Genomic DNA, 21353 nt, shown 5'->3' with positions numbered 1-21353 from the left:
ACGCAAGAGCCGTTTCCTCCCCGCGCTCAGGGCACGGCGGCCGTCGGCCGGAACTCCGGGGCGCGGCGCGCGCGGGTGTGCGCCTCGAAATCCGCCGCGAGTGCCAGCAGCCGCGCGTCGCTCCAGGCGCGACCGACGAACGACACGCCGACCGGCAGGCCGGCCATCTCCGTCGCCGGCACGGTCACGCTCGGATAACCGGCCACCGCGGCCAGTGTCGAGCTGCTGCCGGCGCTGCCCTCGCCGAGCACGTGGTCCGTCAGCGCCGCCGGCCCGCGCGTGAGCATGACCAGCGCGTCGAACTTCCCGGCATCGAACGCCGCGTCGAGTCCCTCCGTGCGCGCGAGGCGGCGGCAGGTCGCGAGCGCGTCGCGATACGCTTGCTCGGTCAGCGGACCGCGCTGCCGCGCGGCAAGAAAATCCTGCTGGCCGAAGAACGCCATCTCCTCCGCGGCGTGGGCCTCGTTGAAGGCGATCAGGTCCGCGAGCGACTTCATCGGGGTCTGGCGGCCGGGCTCGGCCAGGTAGCGGTTCAGGCCGTCCTTGAACTCGTAGGAAAGCACCTCGTAGGTCGCGCCGCCGAATTTTCCCAGCGACGCGATCTTGACTTCGTCCGTCACGTCGGCGCCGGCCGCGCGCAGCTGCGCCACCAGGCGGTCGAGCGCGGGGTCGAGCCGGCCGGGCAGCCCGAACGGCCCGCGCACGACGCCAAGGCGCGCCCCGCGCAGCGCCTGGGCCGGCAAGGGCGCGGCGAGTTGCGTCAGCAGGCCGGCCGGGATCGCCTGCGTCGCCGCGTCGCGCTCGTCGGCGCCGGCAATGGCGGCGAGCACGAGCGCGGCGTCGGCCACGGTGCGCGTCAGCGGCCCGGCGGTGTCCTGCGACGCCGCGATCGGGATGATGCCGCTGCGGCTGACGAGCCCGACGGTGGGCTTGAAACCGACGACGCCGTTGGCCGAGGCGGGAGAGACGATCGAACCGTTCGTCTCCGTGCCGATGGCGGCGGCGCACAGATTGGCCGAGACCGCGACGGCCGAGCCGGAGCTGGAGCCGGAGGGATTGCGGTCGAGCGCGTAGGGGTTGCGCGTCTGGCCGCCGCGCGCGCTCCAGCCGCTGCTGGAGTTGCTGCCGCGGAAGTTCGCCCACTCGGTCATGTTCGCCTTGCCGAGCAGCACCGCACCGGCGGCGCGCAACCGGGCGACCACCTGCGCGTCGCGCGGGACTTTCTGCCCGACGAGCGCGAGCGAGCCGGCGGTCGTCTGCAGGGCGTCGGCCGTGTCGAGGTTGTCCTTCACCAAAATGGGGATGCCGTGCAGCGGCCCGCGGACCCGGCCGGCGCGACGCTCGGCGTCGAGGGCGCGGGCGAGGGCGAGCGCGTCGGGATTGACCTCGAGCACGGCGTGCAGCTGCGGACCGGCGCGGTCGAGCGCGGCGATGCGCGCGAGGTAGTCCTGCGTCAGCTGCTCGGCGGTCACGCGGCCGGCGGTCATCTCCGCCTGGAGCTCGGCGAGGGATTTTTCCGCCCAGCGAAATTCGGCTCGCAGCACGGTGGCCGAGGCGAGGAGGACGAGCAGAAGGCCTTTCATGGGGGATCAGCGGGCCGCGACGCCGAGTCGCTCGCCCATGCGGGCGTAGACCTCGAGCTGGTTCGCGCTTTGCTCGACGAGGTCGCGGTCGAGCGTGATCCGTCCCGGCTCGAAGAGCGTCACGACGCACGAGCCGCCGAAGCGGAACAGGCCCTTCTCGTCGCCCTTCTTCACCGCGCGGTCCGGCACGTAGGACTGGAAGATCGTGCCCACCATCGTGGCGCCGATCTCGCAGACGGCGACGCGGCCGAACACCGGTGAGTCGACGAGCGTGACCATGCGCTTGTTTTCCCAGAGGTAGCCGAGGTTGCGGCGCAGCGCGATCGGCGAGACGGAGTAGAGCCAGCCGTTGATCAGGCGCGCCGCTGCGGGCGTGCCGGCGACCGGGAAGTGGAAGCGGTGGTAGTCGACCGGGCAGAGCCGCGAGATCAGCATCGCGCCGCCGGCGAACGCGCGCGCCAGCTCGGCGTCGCCGAGGAACGACGCGAGGTCGAAGCGCTGGCCCTTGGCGTAGAAACCGGCCGCGCCGTCGACGTTTTGAAACGCCAGGTGGCGTCCGTCCGCCGGGAGCACGGCGACCCGGTCGTCCGCCGGCGCCGCGATCGGGCGCGCGCCTTCCTTCAGTGCGCGGTAGAAGAACTCGTTGAACGACTTGAAGACGAACGGGCTCTTCGCGAACTCGTCGACGTTGAGCTGATAGTCGACGATGAAGGGCAGGATGCGCCGGACGCTGTCGCCGCGCGACATGCGCCAGCCGTAGTAGCGCGAGAGCCAGGCGCGGCGCACGAGGGCGTGGAGCGAGGCGCGGCCGAGCGCGCTCTCGTAGGTCCAGCGCAGCCAGTCCTCGCCGTAGACCGTCTCGGTCTCGACGACGCGTTTTTCGCGGTGGAAGTAGCGGATGGGCTCGGACGACGGCGACGGCATGCGCCGCCACGTTCACCCAATCGGGCCGCGAGGCAAAGGAAGAAAGTGCCAGCCGCCGGCCCGGCGGCTTTTGGAAGTTGCCAAAGGCCCGCGGCCCGCGGGAACCTCCCGGCATGAGTCTCTGCCCTTGTGGTTCCGGTCTGAACTTCGACGCCTGCTGCGGCCCGATCCTCGCCGGCGCGCCCGCGCCCACCGCGGAGGCGCTGATGCGCTCGCGCTACACCGCGCACGTGAAGCACGACCTCGCCCACCTCGAGCGCTCGCTCAGCGCCGACCAGCGCAAGACCTTCGATGCCGCCGCGGCGAAGAAATGGTCCGAGCAGTCCGAGTGGCTCGGCCTGACCATCTCGCGCACCGAGCAGGGCGGCGCGGACGACACGATCGGCGCCGTCGAGTTCACCGCCAAGTTCAAGCTTGAGGGCGAGGAGCACGAGCATTTCGAGATCGCGCTCTTCGGCCGCGAGGAGGGCCGCTGGGTCTACACCGGCCAGGTCAACGGCCCGGGCACGACCTACCGCCGCGAGCAGCCCAAGGTCGGCCGCAACGACCCTGCCCCTGCGGCAGCGGCAAGAAATACAAGAAGTGCTGCGGCGCCGCGGCGTGATTTGCCGCTGACGGCCGCGCGCCGTTCTGCTGGCTTGCGCGCATGGACACCTCGTTCGCGCGCGTCTGGCTCCGCCTCGAAGGGCTCACCGTGCTGCTGCTGGCGGCGCTGCTCTACCGGCATTTTGATCTGCCGTGGCTCTGGTTCGCCGTGTTCTTCCTGGCACCGGACCTGTCCCTGCTCGGCTACCTCGCCGGCCCGCGCGCCGGCGCCTGGAGCTACAACCTCGCGCATTCCTACGCGGGCGCCGGCCTTCTGGTCGCTGCCGGATTGCTCGCGCCGCGGGACGGCCCGGCCGCGGCCGCCCTGCTCGCCGCCGGACTGATCGCCGCGGCGCACATCGGCTTCGACCGCGCGCTCGGCTACGGGCTGAAGTCGCCCGCGGGCTTCCGCTTCACCCACCTCGGCCGGATCGGGCGCGATCGCTGAGCGCTCAACCCGCGGCCGCCGCCGGGACCGCCGGCCGGCTGCGCAGGCGCAGCGCCTCGTAGATCGGCGTGTTGCCCAGCACCTCGGCGACGCCGTAGGCGGTCAGGCACGCCACCAGCAGCGGCAGCATGAAGCCGTAGACGCCGGTCAGCTCGATCATCAGCACGATGCCGGTCAGCGGCGCGCGCACGATCGCGGTGAACATCGCGCCCATGCCGAGCACGCAAAACACCGCCGGCGTCAGCTCCGCCGCGCCGTGCGGCACCAGCGCGTGCACGCCCGCGCCGAAGAGCAGTCCGCCCAGCGCCCCGAGGCCCAGCAGCGGCGCGAAGATGCCGCCGGCCGCGCCCGAGCAGTAGCTCACCATGGTCAGGCAGAACCGCGCCACGATGAACAGCGGCAGCGCCCCCAGCGCGATCTGCCCCGCCAGCGCGCTCTGCACCAGCGGGCCGCCCGAACCGGCCAGGCCCGGCACCAGCCACGCCGCCAGGCCCACGATAGCGCCCACCGCGCCGCCGAGCGCCCACCCGGGCCAGCGCACCGCGCGGTCGCGGAAATCGAGCGTCAGGAGCAGCGCCCGGTTGAAGAACACGCCGCCCGCCCCCGCAAGCACGCCGAGCAGCGCGGCCCACGGCACCGTGGCCACGCCGGGGGCGATCATGCCGGTCAGGTGAAACACCGGCAGCTCGTTCGTCAGCAGGCGCGCCACCACGTCGCCCGACACCGAGGCGAGGAACGCCGCCACGAACATCACCGGGGTGAAGTTGCCGTGCAGCTCCTCCAGCACGAAGACCACGCCCGACAGCGGGGCGTTGAACGCCGCGCCCAGGCCCGCGCCCGCCCCCGCGCTCATCAGCGCGCGGCGCTCCCCTCGCCCTCGCGCACCTTGAACACCTCGGACACCATGTGCCCCACGCCGCTGCCCATCTGGACCGTCGGGCCCTCGCGCCCGAGCGCGAACCCGCCGCCGGTCGTCAGCAGCCCGCCGAAGAATTTCACCGGCAGCAACCGCCGCCATTCCGGCGCCGACTCGCGGAGCAGGATCGACTTCAGCTGCGGGATGCCGCTGCCCGCCGCGTGCGGCGCGAACCGCCGCACCAGCCAGACCCCGAGCGCCCCCGCCGCCATGCTCAGGGCGATCGAGACCGGCAGGCCCCACGACCCCGCCCGCGCGACGGCGAGCGCGCGCAGGTGCTCGCCGCGCTCCAGCGCCACCCGGAACGCCGACGCCAGCACGCCGGCGATCACGCCTACCAGCACGGCCTTGCCGACGATGTGGCGGCGCTTCACCTCCCCGGCACTCAGTCCCGAGCTGTCGTCGAGCGTGGATTGCATCGCCCCATTGAGCCCGCGGCGCGCGGCGTTTCAAGCGGCTTCAGTGTCGCACCCTGTCAACGGTTTGACCCGTTCCCCGTTTGCATCGCCGGCACTCCCGCCTAAGCTCGGCGACATGGAAAATTTCGCCTACCAGAACCCCACCCGCATCCTTTTCGGCCGCGGCCAGATCGCCGCCCTCGCCACCGAGCTCCCCGCCCAGGCCCGCGTGCTCCTCCTCGCCGGCGGCGGCAGCATCAAGGAGAACGGCGTCCACGCGCAGGTGATGCAGGCACTCGGCACCCGCGTCGTGAAGGAATTCTGGGGCGTCGAGGCCAACCCGGACTACGACACGCTCATGCGCGCCGTGGCGCTGGTGCAGGCGGAGAAGCTCGACTGGATCCTGCCCGTCGGCGGCGGCTCGGTGCTCGACGGCGCGAAGTTCGTCGCCGCCGCCGCGCTTTACCCCCACGACCCGTGGACCATCCTCACCGAACGCGCCGCGCGCGTGACCGCCGCGCTGCCCATCGGCGCCGTCCTCACCCTGCCCGCGACCGGCTCCGAGGCCAACGGCGCCGCCGTCATCTCGCGCCGCTCGATCCAGGAGAAGCTCGCGTTCATCTCGCCGCACGTCTTCCCGAAATTCTCCGTGCTCGACCCGGAGACGACGTTCTCGCTGCCCGCGCGCCAGGTCGCCAACGGCATCGGCGACGCCTTCTGCCACGTCATCGAGCAATACCTGACCTTCCCCGCGCACGCCGCGGTGCAGGACCGTTTCGCCGAGGGCATCCTGCGCACCCTCGTCGAGATCGCGCCCCGCACGCTGGCTCATCCCACCGACTACGACACGCGCGCCAATTTCGTCTGGGCCGCGACCACCGCGCTCAACGGCTGGATCTCCGTCGGCGTGCCCCAGGACTGGGCCACGCACGTCATCGGCCACGAGCTCACCGCGCTGCACGGCATCGATCACGCCCGCACCCTCGCCGTCGTGCTGCCGTCGCTGCTCCAGGTCGAGCGCACGGCCAAGCGCGCCAAGCTCCTCCAATACGCCGAACGCGTCTGGGACCTCCGCGACGGCAGCGAGGACGCGCGCATCGACGCCGCGATCGCCCGGACCCGCGCGTTCTACGAATCGCTCGGCATCAAGACCCGCCTCGCCGACTACCAGGTGCCCGCCGCGACCGCCGCCGAGGTGGCGCGCCGTCTCGCCGCCCGCGGCCTGACCGCCTTCGGCGACCGCGGCCTGATCACGCCGGCCAAGGTCGAGCAGATCCTCCGCGCCGCCGCCTGAGGCACCCGGAACGGGCCCGCGCTCACCCGCGCTTCGCCACGCAGGCGGCGACCGCTTCCGCGAGGCTCGCCACCGAGAACGGCTTCGGCACGAGGCGCGTGACGCGCAGCTTCACGGCCTCCTGCTCCTCGGTCTCGGTGAAGAAGCCGCTGGCGAGCAGCACCGGCTGCGCCGGTTGCAGGGCCTTGATCCGCGCCGTCAGTTGCAGGCCGCTCATGCCCGGCATCGTCAGGTCGGTGAAAACCGCCGCGAAATCCGCCGGGCGGGCCTCGAACTCCGCCAGCGCGGCGTCCGCGCGCTCGAAGGCGCACGGACGGTAGCCGAGCTGCGCGAGGATCTCGCGCCCGGTGCTCAACACGACCTCGTCGTCGTCCACCACCAGGATCTCCTGCCCGCGGCCGCGCGGCAGCGCGGACGGCGTGGCGGGACCCGTGCGCAGGTCGCTCGTCGCCGCCGGCAGGTAGACGTGGAAGAGCGTGCCGCGGCCCGGCTGGCTGTAGACCGTGACCGCGCCGCCGTGCTGCTGCACGATGCCGTGCACGACCGACAGGCCGAGGCCCGTGCCCTCCCCGGGCGCCTTCGTGGTGAAGAACGGCTCGAAGACGCGCGCCACGACCTCCGCCGACATGCCGGGACCGTCGTCCTGGATGCCGACGCGCACGTAGCGGCCGGGCGCCAGCGGCACGGCGGCGAGGCCGTTGGTCGCGGTGACGTCGACGGTGTCGACGAGGAAGCTCACCTGCCCGCCGACGCCGCGGAGCGCCTGCACCGCGTTCGTGCCGATGTTCAGGAACACCTGGTGCGCCTGCGCCGGGTCGGCGAAGACCGGCGGGATCCCCTCCGCCGCCCGCAATTCGAAGGCCACGGCGCCGCGCCCGAGCACCCGCAGGAGTTCCGTGGTCTCCCGGAGCAACGGCACGACCTCGACCGCCTGGCGCGACGGCTCGGCGCGGCGCGAGAACGCCAGGATCTGCTGCACGAGCTGCCGGGCGCGGCGGCCCGCCCGCATCACGTGCTGGAGCGACTCCGTCTCCGGCCGCGATTCCGGCAGCGAGAGGAGGCTGAGCTCCGTGTGTCCGAGGATGGCGGTGAGCACGTTGTTGAAATCGTGGGCGATGCCGCCGGCCAGCGTGCCGATCGCCTCGAGCTTCTGCGCCTGCATCAGGCGCTGCTCCTGCTGCTGCAGCTGCTGGCGGGCGCGCACCTGCTCGCTGATGTCGCCCAGCGAGACCAGCACGGAGCGGCCGAGCGGCCCGACCGTGACGCGCCACCACCCGGCGGCATCGGCCTTCTCGTATTCGAAGCTGCGCCCGCCCCCGGGCGCGATCGCCGCCGCCAGCCGGTTGGCGAAATCCGTCTCGCGCCCGAGCAGCGACGCGAGCGGCGCGCCCGCCGCCGGGGGCTCCGCCAGGCCGAGCAGGCGCACGCCGGCGGGGTTGATGCGCCGCAGCCGGAAATCCCCGCCCCGGCCGGATCGAGCACCAGCAACCCGTCGTGCGCTCCGTCGAAGACCGCGCGGATCTCCTCCGACTGCCGCACCAGCCGCGCCTGCAGCCGACGCAGCCGCCACACCGCCCACAGCGCCACGAGCAGCGCGATCACGAGCCCGACCGCCACCGCCATCGTCACCTCGAGCGCGGTGTAGCCCGCGGGCTCGAGATGCCCGAACCACTTGCGGTAGATCTCCTCGAAGCGCCCGGTGCGCACGAGGATGGCCAGGCCCTCGTTGAGCTTCGCGAGCAGCTCGCGGTCGCCCGCCTGCACCGCATAGCAATACCGCACCTCGTAACCGGGCACTTCGCCCTCGAGCACCCGCAGGTTCTTCAGCCCGAGGTGGTGCGCGAGCGCCAGGCCGCTGAGACGGCTGACCAGCGTCGCGTCGGCCTCGCCGTGCGCCACGGCCAGCAGGGACTTCTCGACGGAGTCGACGCGGTAGATCGAGCCCTCGAGCTGCGCGCGGCGCAGGATCGTCTCGCCGAGGCTGCCGTGATGCACGGCCACGCGCCGGCCGCGACAATCCTCCAGCGACTGGAGGCGCCGGTCGCCCTCGCGCACGAAAAGCGCGCCGGTCATCGTCACGTAAGGCACGGAAAAATCGACGTCGTGCTCGCGCTCCGGGAAACGCGCGTAGGATTGCAGGAAGTCGAGCTCGCGCGCGGCGAACTTGGCGTGCACCTCGCGCGTCGGGCCGGTGACGCGCTCGAAGCGCAGGCCCATGACCTGCTCGATGGCCTGCGTCAGCTCGACCGCGAAGCCCTGCATCGTGCCGTCGGCCGCGCGGAACGAAAACGGGTAATTGTCTTCCAGCATGCCGACGCGCTTCGCGGGCGGCACCACGGCGATGTCGGCGCGCGCGCCGAGGCAGGCCGACAAAAACAGCGCCAGCCAGGCAATTCTCCGCACAGGGGGCACGGAGCCAGACAAGCGGGGGAACGCGCCGATTTCAATCCGGCACTTCCGCGGCCGCGGCTCCGATCGGGTCCGTCAGCGCGGCGAGGCGCCGGCGCCGAAGAGGGCCGTTGCGCCCGGGAGCATCCGCCCCTCCTCGTCGAACAGCGCGCAGGTGCCGCCTTCCCACGCGTAGTGCCCGCGCAGCGGGATCGACTCGGGGTGCCAATACCACACGCCGGCGCCGAGACCGTGCGGGATCTCGCGCACCGCCTGCACGACGTCGCGGAGGAACTGCGCCTGGCCGGCCGGCGTGAGCGGCCAGTCCATGTGGGCCTTCTCGGTCCACTTCTTCGCCGTCTTCCACGGATAGCCGGCCTCGACCACCATGATCGGCTGGCGGAACTCCTCCGCGAGCGCCGCCAGCGTGCGGCGGTAGTTCGCCAGTCCGCCGTGCCAGTCGGGATAGTAGCTCAGGCCGATGATATCGTAGCCGAGCCCGGCCGCGCGCACGTGCCGGAACCACCAGAGTGACTTGTCGAGATTTCCGCCGCTTTCGATGTGCAGGATGATCTTCGGCTGACCCGGCCCGCGCGGCACCGCGTCGATGCCGGCGCGGAGCAGGCGCGCGAGCCGCGACCAGGCGGCGGCGTCCTCGTCCGCCGGGGCGCCGAACTTCACGCGGCCCTCCGGCCAGAGCAGGCCGTTGGTGATCTCGTTGCCGATCTGCACGAAGTCCGGCCGCAGGCCCTCGCGCTCGAAACGCGCCAGCACGTCGCGCGTGTAGGCGCCGACGCGCGCCACGAGATCGTCGAATGCGAGCGCCTCCCACGCCGCCGGCTTGGCCTGCTTCTGCGGATCGGCCCACGTGTCCGAGTAATGGAGATCGAGCATGAAGGCCGCGCCGGACGCCTTCACGCGCCGCGCCAGCGCCACGGTGTAGTCGAGCGAGTTGTCGACGATGCCCTCGGGCTTCGGCGCGACGAAGAGCCGCAGGCGCACGCCGTTCATGCCCTCGGCGCGGAACAGCGCGAGCGCGTCGCCCGCCTGCCCGCCCTTGGAAAATTTCGCGCCGCGCTGCTCGTAGATCGGCAGGGCCGAAAGGTCGGCCCCGACATAGAACGGCTCGGCTGCCACGGCAGCCGACGCGAGCGCGACCAGCGCGCAGCCCCAGAGCGTCTTCATACGGGCGCGATCGTGGGGCGGCGCGCCCGCGAAGACAAACCGGCTTTGCTCAGGCGAGGACGAGTTCGTCGTCCCGCACCTTGAAGGTCACCTTCGCCCCCTCCTCCACCTCGCCGGCGATGAGGCCGCGCGCGAGGCGCGTTTCGAGGTGCCGTTGCAGGAAACGCTTCAGCGGCCGCGCGCCGAAGACCGGGTCGTAGCCCTTCTCGGCGACCCACGCCTTCGCCTTGGCGTCGAGCACGACGGTGACGCGGCGCTCGGCAAGGCGCCGGTTGATGTCGGCGATGAGCAGGTCGACGATCTGCTCGATTTCCTCGAGCGCGAGCGGCTTGAAGAGAATCGTCTCGTCGATGCGGTTGAGGAATTCCGGACGGAACGTCGCGCGCAGATCCGCCATGACGCTCTCGCGCACGCTCTCCTTGATCTCGCCGCCCTCGACGCCCTCGAGCAGGTGGCGGCTGCCGATGTTCGAGGTCATGATGATGACGGTGTTCTTGAAGTCCACGGTGCGGCCCTGCGAATCGGTGATGCGGCCGTCGTCGAGGACCTGGAGCAGGACGTTGAACACGTCCGGATGCGCCTTCTCGACCTCGTCGAAGAGCACGACGGCATACGGCTTCCGCCGCACGGCCTCGGTGAGCTGGCCGCCCTCGTCGTAGCCGACGTAGCCCGGAGGCGCGCCGATCATGCGCGCGACGCTGTGCTTCTCCATGTATTCGGACATGTCGAGGCGGATGAGATTGTCCTCCGAATCGAAGAGCTGCTCCGCGAGCGTCTTCGCGAGCTCGGTCTTGCCGACGCCGGTCGGGCCGAGGAACAGAAAGCTGCCGATCGGCCGCCGCGGGTCCTTGATGCCGGCGCGCGCGCGCAGGATCGCCTCGCTGACGAGGCGCACGCCCTCGTCCTGGCCGATGACGCGGCGGTGCAGCTCGTCCTCGAGGCGGAGCAGCTTCTCCTTTTCGCCCTCCATGAGCTTGGTCACGGGGATGTGCGTCCACTTCGAGATGATCTCGGCGATCTCCTCGGCGGAAACCTCCTCCTTCACCAGGGTGGTCTTCGCCGTCGGCGACTTCTCGGCCTTGGCGAGCTCCTTCTCGAGCTGCGGGATGCGGCCGTGCTTCAGCTCGGCGATCTTGTTCAAATCGTAGGCGCGCTCGGCCTTCGCCATCTCGAGGCGCGCGGCTTCGAGCTCCTCGCGGACCTTCTGCACGCGACCGAGCGACTCCTTCTCCTTCTGCCAGGTGGCGCGGAGGGCGGTGGCCTGCTCCTTGGCGTCGGCTAGCTCCTTGCGCAGCGCCTCGAGGCGGCGCTTGGAGGCGTCGTCCTTCTCCTTCTGCAGCGCGGTCTCCTCGATCTCGAGCTGCATGACGCGGCGCTGGAGCTCGTCCAACTCGGTCGGCAGCGAGTCGATCTCGGTGCGGATCATGGCGCAGGCCTCGTCGACGAGGTCGATGGCCTTGTCGGGCAGGAAGCGGTCGGAGATGTAGCGATGCGAGAGCACGGCGGCGGACACGAGGGCGTTGTCCTGAATGCGCACGCCGTGGTGCAGCTCGAAACGCTCGCGCAGGCCGCGCAGGATCGAGACCGCGTCCTCGACCGTCGGCTCCTCCACGAGGATGGGCTGGAAGCGCCGCTCGAGCGCCGGGTCCTTCTCGATGTGCTGGCGGTATTCGTCGAGCGTGGTGGCGCCGATGCAGTGCAGCTCGCCGCGGGCGAGCATCGGCTTGAGCAGGTTGCCGGCGTCCATCGCGCCCTCGGTCTTGCCCGCGCCGACGATGGTGTGGAGCTCGTCGATGAAGAGGACGATGCGGCCCTCGGCCTGCTTGACCTCGTTGAGCACGGCCTTGAGGCGCTCCTCGAACTCGCCGCGGTATTTCGCGCCCGCGATGAGCGCGCCCATGTCGAGGGCGAAGACGGTCTTGTCCTTCAGGCCCTCGGGCACGTCGCCGCGCAGGATGCGCTGCGCGAGGCCCTCGACGATGGCGGTCTTGCCCACGCCGGGCTCGCCGATGAGCACGGGGTTGTTCTTGGTCTTGCGGGAAAGGATGCGGATGGCGCGGCGGATCTCCGCGTCGCGGCCGATCACGGGGTCAAGCTTGCCCTTGCGCGCCTGCGCCACGAGGTCGACGCCGTATTTTTCCAGGGCGTTGTAGGTCGTCTCGGGGTTGTCGGAGGTCACGCGCTGGCTGCCGCGCAGGGCGGCGAGCTCCTTGAGCACGCGCGGCCGGGCGAGATCGAAGCTCTGGAAATACTTCTTCAGCCCCTCGGGCTTCGCCACGTGGATGAGCGCGAGGAACAGGTGCTCGACGCTCATGAACTCGTCCTTCAGCGCGTCGCGCTCCTCCTCGGCGCGGGTCAGCACCGCGTTGAGCGCCTGCGTGACATAGATCTTGGAGACGTCCACCGCGCCGCTGACCTTCGGCAGGCGGTCGAGCTCGCGCTCCGCGGCGAGCTGCATGGCGCTGACGGTGAGGCCGAGCTTCTCGACCAGTGCGGGCACGATGCCGCCTTCCTGCGCGAGCAGCGCGACGAGCAGGTGCCACGTGTCCACCTCGTTGTGCGAGCGGCGGCGCGCGACGTTCTGCGCCTCCTGCACGGCTTGGCGGGACATGACGGTCATCTTTTGCGGGTCCATGGCGTCCTCCTTTGCACAGTCCGTTCCAAGCGCAGGATAGCCGTTCCCGAATGAAACGCCACTCCCGCGCCGCGCCGGCTGTGCCACAATGCGCCGCCGGCCGTCTCACCGCGCGCCAAAGCGCCCGGCGCTCAGCGCTGCCGCTTCGGCCGGTTCCGGGCGTCGAGCAGCACCACCACCGGCTCGTGCGCCGCGGCCTCGGCGGGCTCGAACTCCGCGTAGGCCGCGATGATCACCTCGTCGCCCGGCTGCACCAGCCGGGCGGCGGCGCCGTTGACCATGATCTCGCCGCGCCGCGTGCCGCCGATGACGTAGGTGGCGAAACGCTGGCCGTTGGTCACGTTGTAGATCTCCACCCGCTCGTGCAGCAGGAACCCGGCGGCGCGGCGCAGCTCGGGCGCGATCGCGATCGAGCCCTCGTAGTTCAGGTCGGCCGCGGTCACGCGGGCGCGGTGGAGCTTCGATTTCAGCAGGGTCAGGCGCATGAGGGGCTCACTTGGACTCGGCATTCATCCGCACGGCCTGGCGCAGTCCCAGCAGCACCAGCTCCGGCACGATCTCGTTGAAAATCCCCTCCGCCTCGAACATCCGTGCGAAGCCGCCGGTGCCGAGCACGAGCGGCGGCTGGCCCGCGAACGCCTCGATCGCGAGCGCGCTCAGCAGGTTTCGCACGGCGCCGACATGGCCGTGATACAGGCCGGACTGGATGCTCTCGACCGAGGTCCGGCCGAGCACCGACTCCGGCCGCTGGATCTCGACCGCGGGCAGCTTCGCCGTGCGCGCCGACAGCATCTCCGCCGACAGCCCCACGCCGGGCATGATCGCCCCGCCCAGGTAGTCGCCGGTCGCGGTGACGACGTCGAAGGTCGTCGCCGTGCCGCAGTCGACCACGATCACGTCGCGCCCCGGATGGCGCTGCGTCGCCGCGATGGCGTTGGCCACGCGGTCGGCGCCGACCTCCGCGGGATTGCGGTAACGGATCTTGAGTCCGGTCTTCACGCCCGCCTGCAGCACGAACGGCTCGGTGCGGAAATACTTCACGCTCGCGCCGCGCAGCGCATAGGCGGCGGGCGGCACGACCGAGCACACGGCCACCTGCGTCACCGCCGCCGGGTCGACGCCGTTCTCGCGCAGCACGGCGAGGAAGAAGACGCCGAGCTCGTCCGACGAGCCGAGCGGGTGCGTCGACTTGCGGAACTGGAATTTCAGCGCGTCGCCGGCGAAGACGCCGCCGTGGATCTGGGTGTTACCGACATCGAGACAGAGGAGCATGGGACTAGGGGTTGCGGTGGGAAAATTGGCGGCTGGGAGCGCCGCGGCGACGAGCCAGCGCTCGAGCGCGGCGGCGAGTTCGCTGCGTGTCGCGCACGGCTGGGCGCGGCCGTCGGCGAGGTGCAGGGTCGCGGGAAAATCGTCCGGGCCGGCCCCGCGCGCCGTCAGGTCGTTGTGCACGACCGCGTCCGGCTGCGCGCGGGCGAAGAGCCGCGCGACCTCCGCGTGCGCCTCGGCGCCGCCGGCGCCGTGCGTGAGCTTGAAAGCCACGACGCGCAACGGCGCCGCGGCGCGGGCGCGCAGCGTGTCGAGGAGCTTGGGCAAGGGCCGGAGCCGCAGCCATGGCGGCTCCGCGGAGTCGAGCTTGCCCACGCCGGCCGGCCGGGGCGCGCCGTCGGCGCCGACGAGCTCGACGCCGTAATCGCTCACCGCCGCGGCATGGATCACCGCATCGAAGCACCCCGCGCCGAGCAGGCGCGTGAGCGCGGCATCGAGTTCCGCCGAGGTCGTGAAGAGCTCCTCCGCGCCTGCGGCCTCCGCGGCCACGCTGCCGCGCGCGCGCAGCAGCGTCACGGCATGGCCGCAGCGCGCGAAATGCTCCGCCAGCCGCGCCCCGGTCGCGCCCGTGCTCGTGTTCGTGAGCACGCGCACGCCGTCCACCGGCTCCTGCGTGCCGCCGCTGGTGATGAGCACGCGCAGGCGCCGCGCCGGGCGCGCGAGCGCGGCCTCGACCGCGGCCACGATCTGCGGCGGCTCGATCAGGCGCCCCTCGCCCACCTCGCCGCACGCGGTGCGCCCCTCCGCCACCGGCAGCACGCGCACGTCCCAGCCGCGAAGCTTTTCCACCGCCGCCACCGTCGCCGGGTGCGCCCACATCGCGGGATTCATCGCCGGCGCCACGAGCCACGGCTTGCGCCGGTCGTGCGCCAGGAACAGCGCGCCCGGCAGATCGTCCGCAAGCCCGGCGGCGAGGCGGTTGAGGGTGTTCGCCGTCGCCGGGCAGACGAGCACGGCGTCGGCCCAGCGCGTGAGCTCGATGTGCTCGAGCGCGGCGCCGGGCGCGAACAGATCCGTCAGCGGCACCGCGCCGGTGAGCCCCTCGAGCGTCGCGGGGCCGACGAAGCGCAGCGCCGCCTCCGTCGCGACGCAGCGCACGCGGTGGCCGCGCTGCACGAGCCGCGAGATCACGTCGCAGGCCTTGGCCGCCGCGATCGAGCCGGTGACGATGACGAGCAGGTTAGACGCGGACATTGTCGATCAACCTCACGCCTCCGATCCGGACCGCACCGAGGCGCACGCCGTCGCGCTCGGCCACGTAGTCGACTTCGAAGCCCGCGCCGCGCAGGGCCTGCGCCGCCGCCTCGGGCGTGCCGGCGCGCAGGAGCTTCGGGAACGCCGCCGCACGCGCCCGGTCGGCCGGCGCCAGCCGGCGGTTGCGCGAGCTGAGCGCGAGGCCGTCCGCATCGCGCACGGTCGGACAGGCCACGATCTCGCCGGGCAGGAAGAACGCCGTCGCCATCCCGCGCACGAGCGCGAGCTGCTGCCAGTCCTTCTCGCCAAAATAGGAGCGCGTCGGCTGCACGAGCTGGAGCAGCTTCAGCACGACCGTGAGCACGCCGTCGAAGTGCCCCGGCCGGTGCGCGCCCTCGAGCTCGCGGCTGAATTCGCCCTCGCTCACGCGGTAGCGGTAGCCGTCGGGATACATCTCCTCCGCCGTCGGCACGATCACGTCCGTGACCAGCCCGCGCGCAAGCGCGACATCCTCGGCGAGCGTGCGCGGGTATTTCTCCAGGTCGGTCGGGTCGTTGAACTGCGTGGGGTTGACGAAGACGCTCAACACCACGCGGTCGTTCTCCGCCCGTGCGCGCTCGAGCAGCGCGCGATGGCCGGCGTGCAGCGCGCCCATCGTCGGCACGAAGCCCACCGTGCACCCCGCGAAGCGCGGCCCCGCGCGCTCGGCGCGCCAGGCGGCGATCGATTCATGCAGCCGCGGCGCGCTCATGCCAGCACCTCCGCGGCGGCGGGGAAATGCGCCGCGCGCACGTCGCGGGCGTAGCGCTCGAGCGCCTCCTGCACCACGCCCGCGCCGTCGGCGTAGCGCCGCACGAAGCGCGGGCGGAAATCCGGGTCGAGCCCGAGCAGGTCGGAGATCACCAGCACCTGCCCCGCCGTCTCCGCGCCCGCGCCGATGCCGATCGCCGGCACCGGCAGCTCGGCCGTGATCGCGGCGGCGAGCGCGGCAGGCACGCACTCGAGCACGAGCGCGAACACGCCCAGCGCCGCGGCGCGGCGCGCGTCGGCGCGGATGGCCTCCGCCTCGTCGGCCGAGCGGCCCTGCAGCCGGTAGCCGCCAAGCTGGTGGACGGACTGCGGCGTGAGGCCGAGGTGGCCCATGACCGGGATGCCGCTGCCGACGAGGTGCGCGATCACGTCCTCGTGCCCGGCCACGCCCTCCAGCTTCACCGCGGTGGCGCCGGCCTGCACGAGCGCGCCGGCGGCGGCGACCGCGGCCTCGCGGCCGCGGCGGTGGGCGAGGAACGGCAGGTCGGCCACGACCACCAGGTCGGGGGCGCCGCGGCGGACGGCCGCGGTGTGCGCGACCATCATTTCCATCGTGGCGTGGACGGTGGACGGGAAACCGTGCACGACCATCGCGACGCTGTCGCCGACCAGCACGGCGTCGATGCCGGCGCGGGCGGCGTGGCGCGCCAGGAGGGCGTCATAGGCCGTCGTCATCACGATCGGCCGGCGCGCGGCGTGGGCCGCGGAAAATTCGAGGATGCTCTTCAAGGCGCTGCGGTGGTTTTCCGACGCCGGAAAACCCGCGAGCGCGGGAGCAGGAGGGACGGGAGTGCTTGTCGCATGGCGATCAGGCCTGGTTGTCCGAGGACGGGAGTGGGAGTTGCGGGCGTCCGGTCGCGCACGAGTTCGCGCCAGACGCCGCCAAGGTTGCCGCCGCGGGCCTCCGTGCAAACCAAATCTCCGTCCCGCAGCGAGCCCCGGCCCGGCCAAGCCGCGCGCAGCGTTGGCCAACCTCGGCGCAGTCGCCGGCGGCACCGGCGGGCATACTCGCGCGGTCAGCCTCCCCGCCCCGCTTCGCTCCCGCGCCGATGAATCTCACGACGAACTACCTTGGGCTGCAATTGAAGCATCCCATCATGCCGGGAGCGTCGCCGCTCACGAACCGCCTCGCCAGCATCCGCGAACTCGAGGACGCCGGCGCCTCGGCCATCGTGCTCGCCTCGCTCTTCGAGGAGCAGGTCCGCCTCACCCAGACCGAGCGCCTCAAGCTCGAGAACCGCCTCTCCGAGACCGACGCCGCCGGCGACGCCTTCTTCGAGGGCAGCGACGCCTACGCCTTCGGCCCGGAGGAATACCTCGAGCACATCTACCGCGCCAAGGTCGCGGTCGACATCCCGATCATCGCCTCGCTCAACGCCCGCACGCCCACGACCTGGGTCGACTTCGCCCGCAGCGTGCAGCAGGCGGGGGCCGACGCCATCGAGCTCAACCTCTACTTCCTGCCCACCGATCCCGACACCTCCGCCGCCGCGATCGAGGACCGCATGATCGAGATCGTCACCTCCGTGCGCGAGAATTCCAGCCTGCCGCTCGCGGTGAAGCTCTCGCCGTTCTTCTCCTCGCTGCCCCATTTCGTCGACCGCCTCGCGCGCGCCGGGGTGAAGAGCGCCGTGCTTTTCAACCGGTTCTACCAGCCCGACATCAACGTCCGCTTCCGCGAGGTCGCGCCGAAGCTCGAGCTCTCCGACTCCTCCGAACTGCTCCTGCGCCTGCGCTGGCTCGCCATCCTCAGCGGCCGCGTGCCGGTCGACCTCGCCGTCACCGGCGGCGTCCACACGCCCAACGACGTCATCAAGTCCCTCCTCGCCGGCGCCGACACCGTCCAGGTCGTCTCCGCCCTCCTCCGCTACGGCCCGCAGCACCTCCGCTCCCTCGTCAACGGCCTGACCTCCTATCTGGAGGAGCACCGCTTCCGCTCGCTGAGCGAGCTGCGCGGCCAGCTCAACCTCGCCAACAGCCGCAACCCCGAGGCCTACGAGCGCGCCAACTACGTGCACTCGCTGCTGTTCTGGGACCGGTAGCGCGCCGCGCGCCCCGCCGCCGGGCCGCGCAAGGTCGTTTGACTCGCGCCCGCTCCGGCGCACGCTCTGCCGCACATGGCAGACTTCCTCACCGACCAGAAAAAGACTTCGCGCGCGCTCCTCGTGGGCGTGCAGACGTTCGACATGGCGTCCGGCGAGGGCGCCGAACTCCTCGGTGAGCTCAAGGAACTCGTCGAGAACCTCGGCATCGTCGTCGCCCGCACCGTGCTCGTGACCATGCGCGCCGGCGAGCAGCCGAAGTTCCTCATCGGCACCGGCAAGACCGCCGAGCTCATCGCCCTGGCGAAGGAGGACGAGTGCGACCTGATCGTGTTCGACAAGGAGCTCTCGCCCGCGCAGCAGCGCAACTGGGAGGAGGAGTCCGGCCTCGCCGTCATCGACCGCCAGGAGGTCATCCTCGAGATCTTCGCCGACCGCGCCCAGACCCGCGAAGCCGTCCTCCAGGTCGCGCTCGCGCGCATGGAGTATTCGCTGCCGCGCCTCACCCGTGCCTGGACCCACCTCTCCCGCCAGCGCGGCAAAGGCGCCATGGGCGGCGAAGGCGAGACGCAGCTCGAGCAGGACCGCCGTCTCGTGCGCGACCGCATCGCGCACCTCAAGCGCGAGCTCGAACAAGTTCTCCTCCAGCGCGAGGTCCAGCGCCGCCGCCGCATGCGCAAGCCCGTCCCCGGCGCCGCCATCGTCGGCTACACCAACGCCGGCAAATCCTCGCTGCTCAACAAGCTCACCGGCGCGCAGGTCCTCGCCGCCGACAAACTCTTCGCCACGCTCGACCCGACCACGCGCCAGCTCGCCCTGCCCGACGGCCGCACGCTGCTCATGACCGACACCGTCGGCTTCATCCGCCGCCTGCCGCACCGGCTCGTCGAGGCCTTCAAGGCCACGCTCGAGGAGGTCGTCGTCTCGGACTTCATCATCCACGTGCTCGACGTCGCCAACCCGAACGTCGAACACCACTTCGCCACCACGATGGAAGTGCTGGGCGAACTCGGCGCCGCCGAGAAGCCGATGATCATCGCCTTCAACAAGGTCGACGCCGCCGACCCGCAGACGCTCGCCGTCCTGCGCGCGCGCCACCCCGAGGCGCTCTTCATCAGCGTCCACACCGGCGAGGGCCTCGACCGCCTCCTCGCCCGCTGCGCCGAGCTCGCGATCGACGACCAGATGTCCGCCGAGCTCCTCCTTCCCCACGACCGCTACGACCTGGTGGCCAAGCTCCACCAGCTCGGCACGGTGGCGGAGCAGGACACGCGCGACGACGGCGTGTTCATCCGCGGCCGTTTCCCGCTGAAGCAGCGCGCGCTCTTCGAGCCCTTCCTCGCCCCCGCGCCCACCGCGCCGAAAAGGAAGCCCGCCCGGCCCGCTGCCGCCCGCGCCCGCTGAGGACCGTCACGCGGGCGCAGGCCTGCGCGCTTCACGGTAACCGCCGCGGCACGCGCTCCGTCTACCGGAGCAATCCGCCGCGCCATGCGCCTCGCTCCACCGCTCGCCTTCCTGCTCTGCCTCGGTTTCGCCGCCGCGAACGCCGCGCCAATTCCACCCGCCCAGCCCGCCACCGGCCCCGGCGGCGCCGACTACGCCTACGCGCGCGTCGCCAGCCACGCCAGCGGCGACGACGGCGATGACGTCACCGTCTTCTGGCCGGAGCAGCCCGCGGCCGCGCAACCGCTGCCCGTGATCGTCTTCGCCCACGGCTGGGGCGCAACCAAGCCCGAGCACTACCTCGCGTGGATCCACCACCTCGTGCGCCACGGCGCCATCGTGCTCTACCCGCGCTACCAGAAAAATCTCCGCACCCCGCCCGCCGAGTTCACGCCCAACGCCGTCGCCGGCGTGAAGCGCGGCCTCGACTGGCTCGCCCGGCAAAAGGACCTGCCCCGCGCCGACCTCGCACGGCTCGCCACCGTCGGCCACTCCGCCGGCGGCGTCCTCGCCGCCAACCTCGCCGTCGCGCTCCCCGCCGCCGGCCTGCCCGCGCCGAAGGCCGTGATGTGCGTCGAGCCTGCCGTGCTCGAGCGCGACCAGGGTCCGCTCGTGCCGCTCGCCGACCTCGCCCAGGTGCCGGCGGCCACCCTGCTGCTCACGCTCTCGGGCGACCGCGACACGCTCGTCGGCGACACCGGCGCGCGCCGGATCTACGAGGCCACGACCGCCGTCCCCGCCGCGCAAAAGGACTGGCTCGAGCTGCGCTCCGACGACCACGGCGCACCCGCGCTCGTCGCCACGCACCGCGCCCCCGCCGCGCCGTTGCCGGGCTACCAGCCGCCGCAACGCGAGGAGCCCAAGGGCTTCATCCGCAAGCGCCTCGCCGAAAAGGCCAAGGAGCGCCTCGCCGAGCGCGGGCTCAACCTCGACGATTCGTCGCACGAGACGCCGGTCACCGACGCGCTCGACTACTACGGCACCTGGCGGCTCTTCGACGCGCTTCGCGCCGCCGCGTTCGAGAACCGGCTCCGCGACGTCGCCCTCGGCGGCGGCCCGACCCAGCTCGCCATGGGCCAATGGTCCGACGGCACGCCGGTGAAGCCGCTGCTCCGCCGCGGCGTCCCGCCCGCCCAGTGAAACGCGCGCCGCGCGCTCAGTGGCCGAACACCGCGTAGAACGCGATGCCGTAGCACTCGCGCAGCGCCGTCTCGGTTTTGCCCAGCGCGCCCGCGTTCGGGATCCAGTCGAGATACGGCAGCCCGGCGTTGGGCAGCGCGCGGTAGTCGACCGGGAACGGCGTGAGTTCCACGCCCGCCCCCTGGAACAGCCGCATCGCCCGCGGCAGGTGCCAGGCCGAGGTCACCAGCACCACGCGCTTCAGGCCGTGCTGCTGCGCGTAGCGCTTCAGCTGCGCCGCCTCGTCGGCGGTGTTGCCGACCGCGCCGATCACCGCGGTGCGCTCGCGCGGCACGCCGCGCTCGATCGCCTCGCGCTGCAGCGCCGAGCCCTCGGAGCCGCGCGGATCGCCGGTGAAGAGCACCAGGCGCGCCTTGCCGCGCTGCACGATCTCGACCCCGGCCTCGAATCGCTCCACCGCCTCCGACCACTCGGTCACGAGGCCCGTCGCCTTGCCCGGCGAAAGGACGCCGCCGAGGACGAGCACCGCGTCCGCCTCCGGCAGGCTTGCGATGCTGCGCGCGGGATAGGCGTTTTCCAGGGAGCGCAGGAGCGCGTTGCCGACCACGCCGGTCGAGGAGGCGAGCAGCGTTGCCGCCGCCAGCCACGCCGCCCAGCGCCATTTCTTCCACCCGGCCAGCAAGATCAGGAGCGTCACGACTCCGATCGGCAGCACGAACGCCGGCAGCAGTTTGTTGAAGAAAAGCACGCGGCCGAGAATCCGCGCGGGCGGCGCCGAGTCAATCGCCGGCCCGCGCCCCGCCCGGGCGATTTCCGCCCTTGACCCGTCCCGAGGCGCGCTCTTCCTTCGGCCGTTCCACTCACTCACTGCCTGGTGGTGTAATGGTAGCACAGGCGACTTTGACTCGCCTAGTCATGGTTCGAATCCATGCCGGGCAGCCATCTCGAGAAAAATCCGAACTTTTTCTGAGATGTGGCAAAACTGGCGTTAAGTAGCAGTGGGCCGGAGGGAAGCGAAATTGGCCATTTTGACTTACTT

At 71.8% G+C, this 21353-nt stretch carries 18 protein-coding genes, 1 tRNA gene and 2 pseudogenes; 7 read left to right on the top strand and 14 right to left on the bottom strand.

Going from position 1 to position 21353, the window contains the following annotated elements; genetic code table 11:
• Positions 1 to 26: 26 nt before the first annotated feature.
• Entirely contained in the window at positions 27 to 1583 is a 1557-nt protein-coding gene (locus ACMYLB_RS06850) for an amidase (protein ID WP_415910198.1), read from the bottom strand.
• Between the two features lie 6 nt (positions 1584 to 1589).
• Entirely contained in the window at positions 1590 to 2507 is a 918-nt protein-coding gene (locus ACMYLB_RS06845; protein WP_415910197.1) for a phosphatidylserine decarboxylase, read from the bottom strand.
• A 113-nt stretch (positions 2508 to 2620) separates the two neighbouring features.
• Here ACMYLB_RS06845 and ACMYLB_RS06840 point away from each other — a divergent pair.
• Positions 2621 to 3111, top strand: a pseudogene (locus ACMYLB_RS06840) (YchJ family protein).
• 42 nt (positions 3112 to 3153) lie between these two features.
• A complete protein-coding gene (locus tag ACMYLB_RS06835; RefSeq protein WP_415910196.1) occupies positions 3154 to 3540 on the top strand; it encodes a DUF4260 domain-containing protein in 387 nt (128 codons plus the stop codon).
• Positions 3541 to 3544: 4 nt separating this feature from the next.
• On the opposite strand, the gene ACMYLB_RS06830 is transcribed toward ACMYLB_RS06835, so the two are convergent.
• Together ACMYLB_RS06830 and ACMYLB_RS06825 are read right to left on the bottom strand one after the other, a co-directional pair.
• Positions 3545 to 4393 (bottom strand): chloride channel protein, encoded by an 849-nt coding sequence (locus tag ACMYLB_RS06830; RefSeq protein WP_415910195.1) that lies wholly within the window; start codon positions 4391 to 4393, stop codon positions 3545 to 3547.
• Positions 4393 to 4875 carry a chloride channel protein gene (locus tag ACMYLB_RS06825; RefSeq protein ID WP_415910194.1) on the bottom strand — a complete coding sequence of 161 codons (483 nt, stop codon included), beginning with the start codon at positions 4873 to 4875 and terminating at the stop codon, positions 4393 to 4395. Before ACMYLB_RS06825 ends, ACMYLB_RS06830 begins: the two co-directional genes overlap by 1 nt.
• 115 nt (positions 4876 to 4990) lie before the next feature.
• On the opposite strand from ACMYLB_RS06825, the gene ACMYLB_RS06820 reads away from it, so the two are divergent.
• The gene (locus ACMYLB_RS06820) at positions 4991 to 6148 is read left to right on the top strand and encodes an iron-containing alcohol dehydrogenase (RefSeq protein WP_415910193.1); all 1158 of its coding nucleotides are present in this window, start codon (positions 4991 to 4993) and stop codon (positions 6146 to 6148) included.
• 22 nt (positions 6149 to 6170) lie between these two features.
• Here the strand turns inward: ACMYLB_RS06820 and ACMYLB_RS06815 are convergent, their stop codons facing one another.
• The 9 genes and pseudogenes from ACMYLB_RS06815 to panB all read right to left on the bottom strand — a co-directional run bounded on the left by ACMYLB_RS06815 (position 6171) and on the right by panB (position 16418).
• Positions 6171 to 7310: an ATP-binding protein gene (locus ACMYLB_RS06815; protein ID WP_415911046.1), complete on the bottom strand. Its 1140-nt coding sequence runs from the start codon at positions 7308 to 7310 to the stop codon at positions 6171 to 6173.
• Complete coding sequence (locus ACMYLB_RS06810; RefSeq protein WP_415910192.1) at positions 7310 to 8560, bottom strand: transporter substrate-binding domain-containing protein; 1251 nt, start codon at positions 8558 to 8560, stop codon at positions 7310 to 7312. Before ACMYLB_RS06810 ends, ACMYLB_RS06815 begins: the two co-directional genes overlap by 1 nt.
• A 72-nt stretch (positions 8561 to 8632) precedes the next feature.
• A complete protein-coding gene (locus tag ACMYLB_RS06805) occupies positions 8633 to 9721 on the bottom strand; it encodes an arabinogalactan endo-beta-1,4-galactanase (RefSeq protein WP_415910191.1) in 1089 nt (362 codons plus the stop codon).
• Between the two features lie 49 nt (positions 9722 to 9770).
• Positions 9771 to 12356 (bottom strand): ATP-dependent chaperone ClpB, encoded by a 2586-nt coding sequence (gene clpB, locus ACMYLB_RS06800; protein ID WP_415910190.1) that lies wholly within the window; start codon positions 12354 to 12356, stop codon positions 9771 to 9773.
• Between the two features lie 131 nt (positions 12357 to 12487).
• Positions 12488 to 12841: an aspartate 1-decarboxylase gene (gene panD / locus ACMYLB_RS06795; protein WP_415910189.1), complete on the bottom strand. Its 354-nt coding sequence runs from the start codon at positions 12839 to 12841 to the stop codon at positions 12488 to 12490.
• A 7-nt stretch (positions 12842 to 12848) separates the two neighbouring features.
• Positions 12849 to 13628 carry a type III pantothenate kinase gene (locus tag ACMYLB_RS06790; RefSeq protein ID WP_415911045.1) on the bottom strand — a complete coding sequence of 260 codons (780 nt, stop codon included), beginning with the start codon at positions 13626 to 13628 and terminating at the stop codon, positions 12849 to 12851.
• A 135-nt stretch (positions 13629 to 13763) separates the two neighbouring features.
• Positions 13764 to 14879 (bottom strand): annotated as a pseudogene (coaBC, locus tag ACMYLB_RS06785) (bifunctional phosphopantothenoylcysteine decarboxylase/phosphopantothenate--cysteine ligase CoaBC); the annotation flags it as partial.
• Positions 14866 to 15630, bottom strand: coding sequence for a pantoate--beta-alanine ligase (gene panC / locus ACMYLB_RS06780; protein ID WP_415910188.1), 765 nt, complete (start codon positions 15628 to 15630; stop codon positions 14866 to 14868). The pseudogene coaBC and the gene panC, both read right to left, overlap by 14 nt.
• Positions 15627 to 16418: a 3-methyl-2-oxobutanoate hydroxymethyltransferase gene (panB, locus tag ACMYLB_RS06775; protein ID WP_415910187.1), complete on the bottom strand. Its 792-nt coding sequence runs from the start codon at positions 16416 to 16418 to the stop codon at positions 15627 to 15629. Before panB ends, panC begins: the two co-directional genes overlap by 4 nt.
• A 320-nt stretch (positions 16419 to 16738) precedes the next feature.
• Here panB and ACMYLB_RS06770 point away from each other — a divergent pair, with 320 nt between their 5' ends.
• From ACMYLB_RS06770 to ACMYLB_RS06760, 3 genes are all read left to right on the top strand, one after another.
• A complete protein-coding gene (locus ACMYLB_RS06770) occupies positions 16739 to 17731 on the top strand; it encodes a dihydroorotate dehydrogenase-like protein (RefSeq protein WP_415910186.1) in 993 nt (330 codons plus the stop codon).
• Between the two features lie 75 nt (positions 17732 to 17806).
• Positions 17807 to 19135, top strand: coding sequence for a GTPase HflX (hflX, locus tag ACMYLB_RS06765; RefSeq protein ID WP_415910185.1), 1329 nt, complete (start codon positions 17807 to 17809; stop codon positions 19133 to 19135).
• A gap of 84 nt (positions 19136 to 19219) precedes the next feature.
• Positions 19220 to 20314 (top strand): alpha/beta hydrolase family protein, encoded by a 1095-nt coding sequence (locus ACMYLB_RS06760; protein ID WP_415910184.1) that lies wholly within the window; start codon positions 19220 to 19222, stop codon positions 20312 to 20314.
• Between the two features lie 16 nt (positions 20315 to 20330).
• On the opposite strand, the gene ACMYLB_RS06755 is transcribed toward ACMYLB_RS06760, so the two are convergent.
• A complete protein-coding gene (locus ACMYLB_RS06755) occupies positions 20331 to 21062 on the bottom strand; it encodes a YdcF family protein (RefSeq protein WP_415910183.1) in 732 nt (243 codons plus the stop codon).
• 120 nt (positions 21063 to 21182) lie between these two features.
• On the opposite strand from ACMYLB_RS06755, the gene ACMYLB_RS06750 reads away from it, so the two are divergent.
• A tRNA-Gln gene (locus ACMYLB_RS06750) sits at positions 21183 to 21256 on the top strand.
• Positions 21257 to 21353: the final 97 nt, after the last annotated feature.

The sequence above is a fragment of the Oleiharenicola sp. Vm1 genome, from assembly GCF_047777955.1.
Lineage (GTDB): Bacteria > Verrucomicrobiota > Verrucomicrobiia > Opitutales > Opitutaceae > Didemnitutus.
Note: the sequence above shows the minus strand (reverse complement) of the source record. Positions and strands in the feature narration are given on the sequence as shown.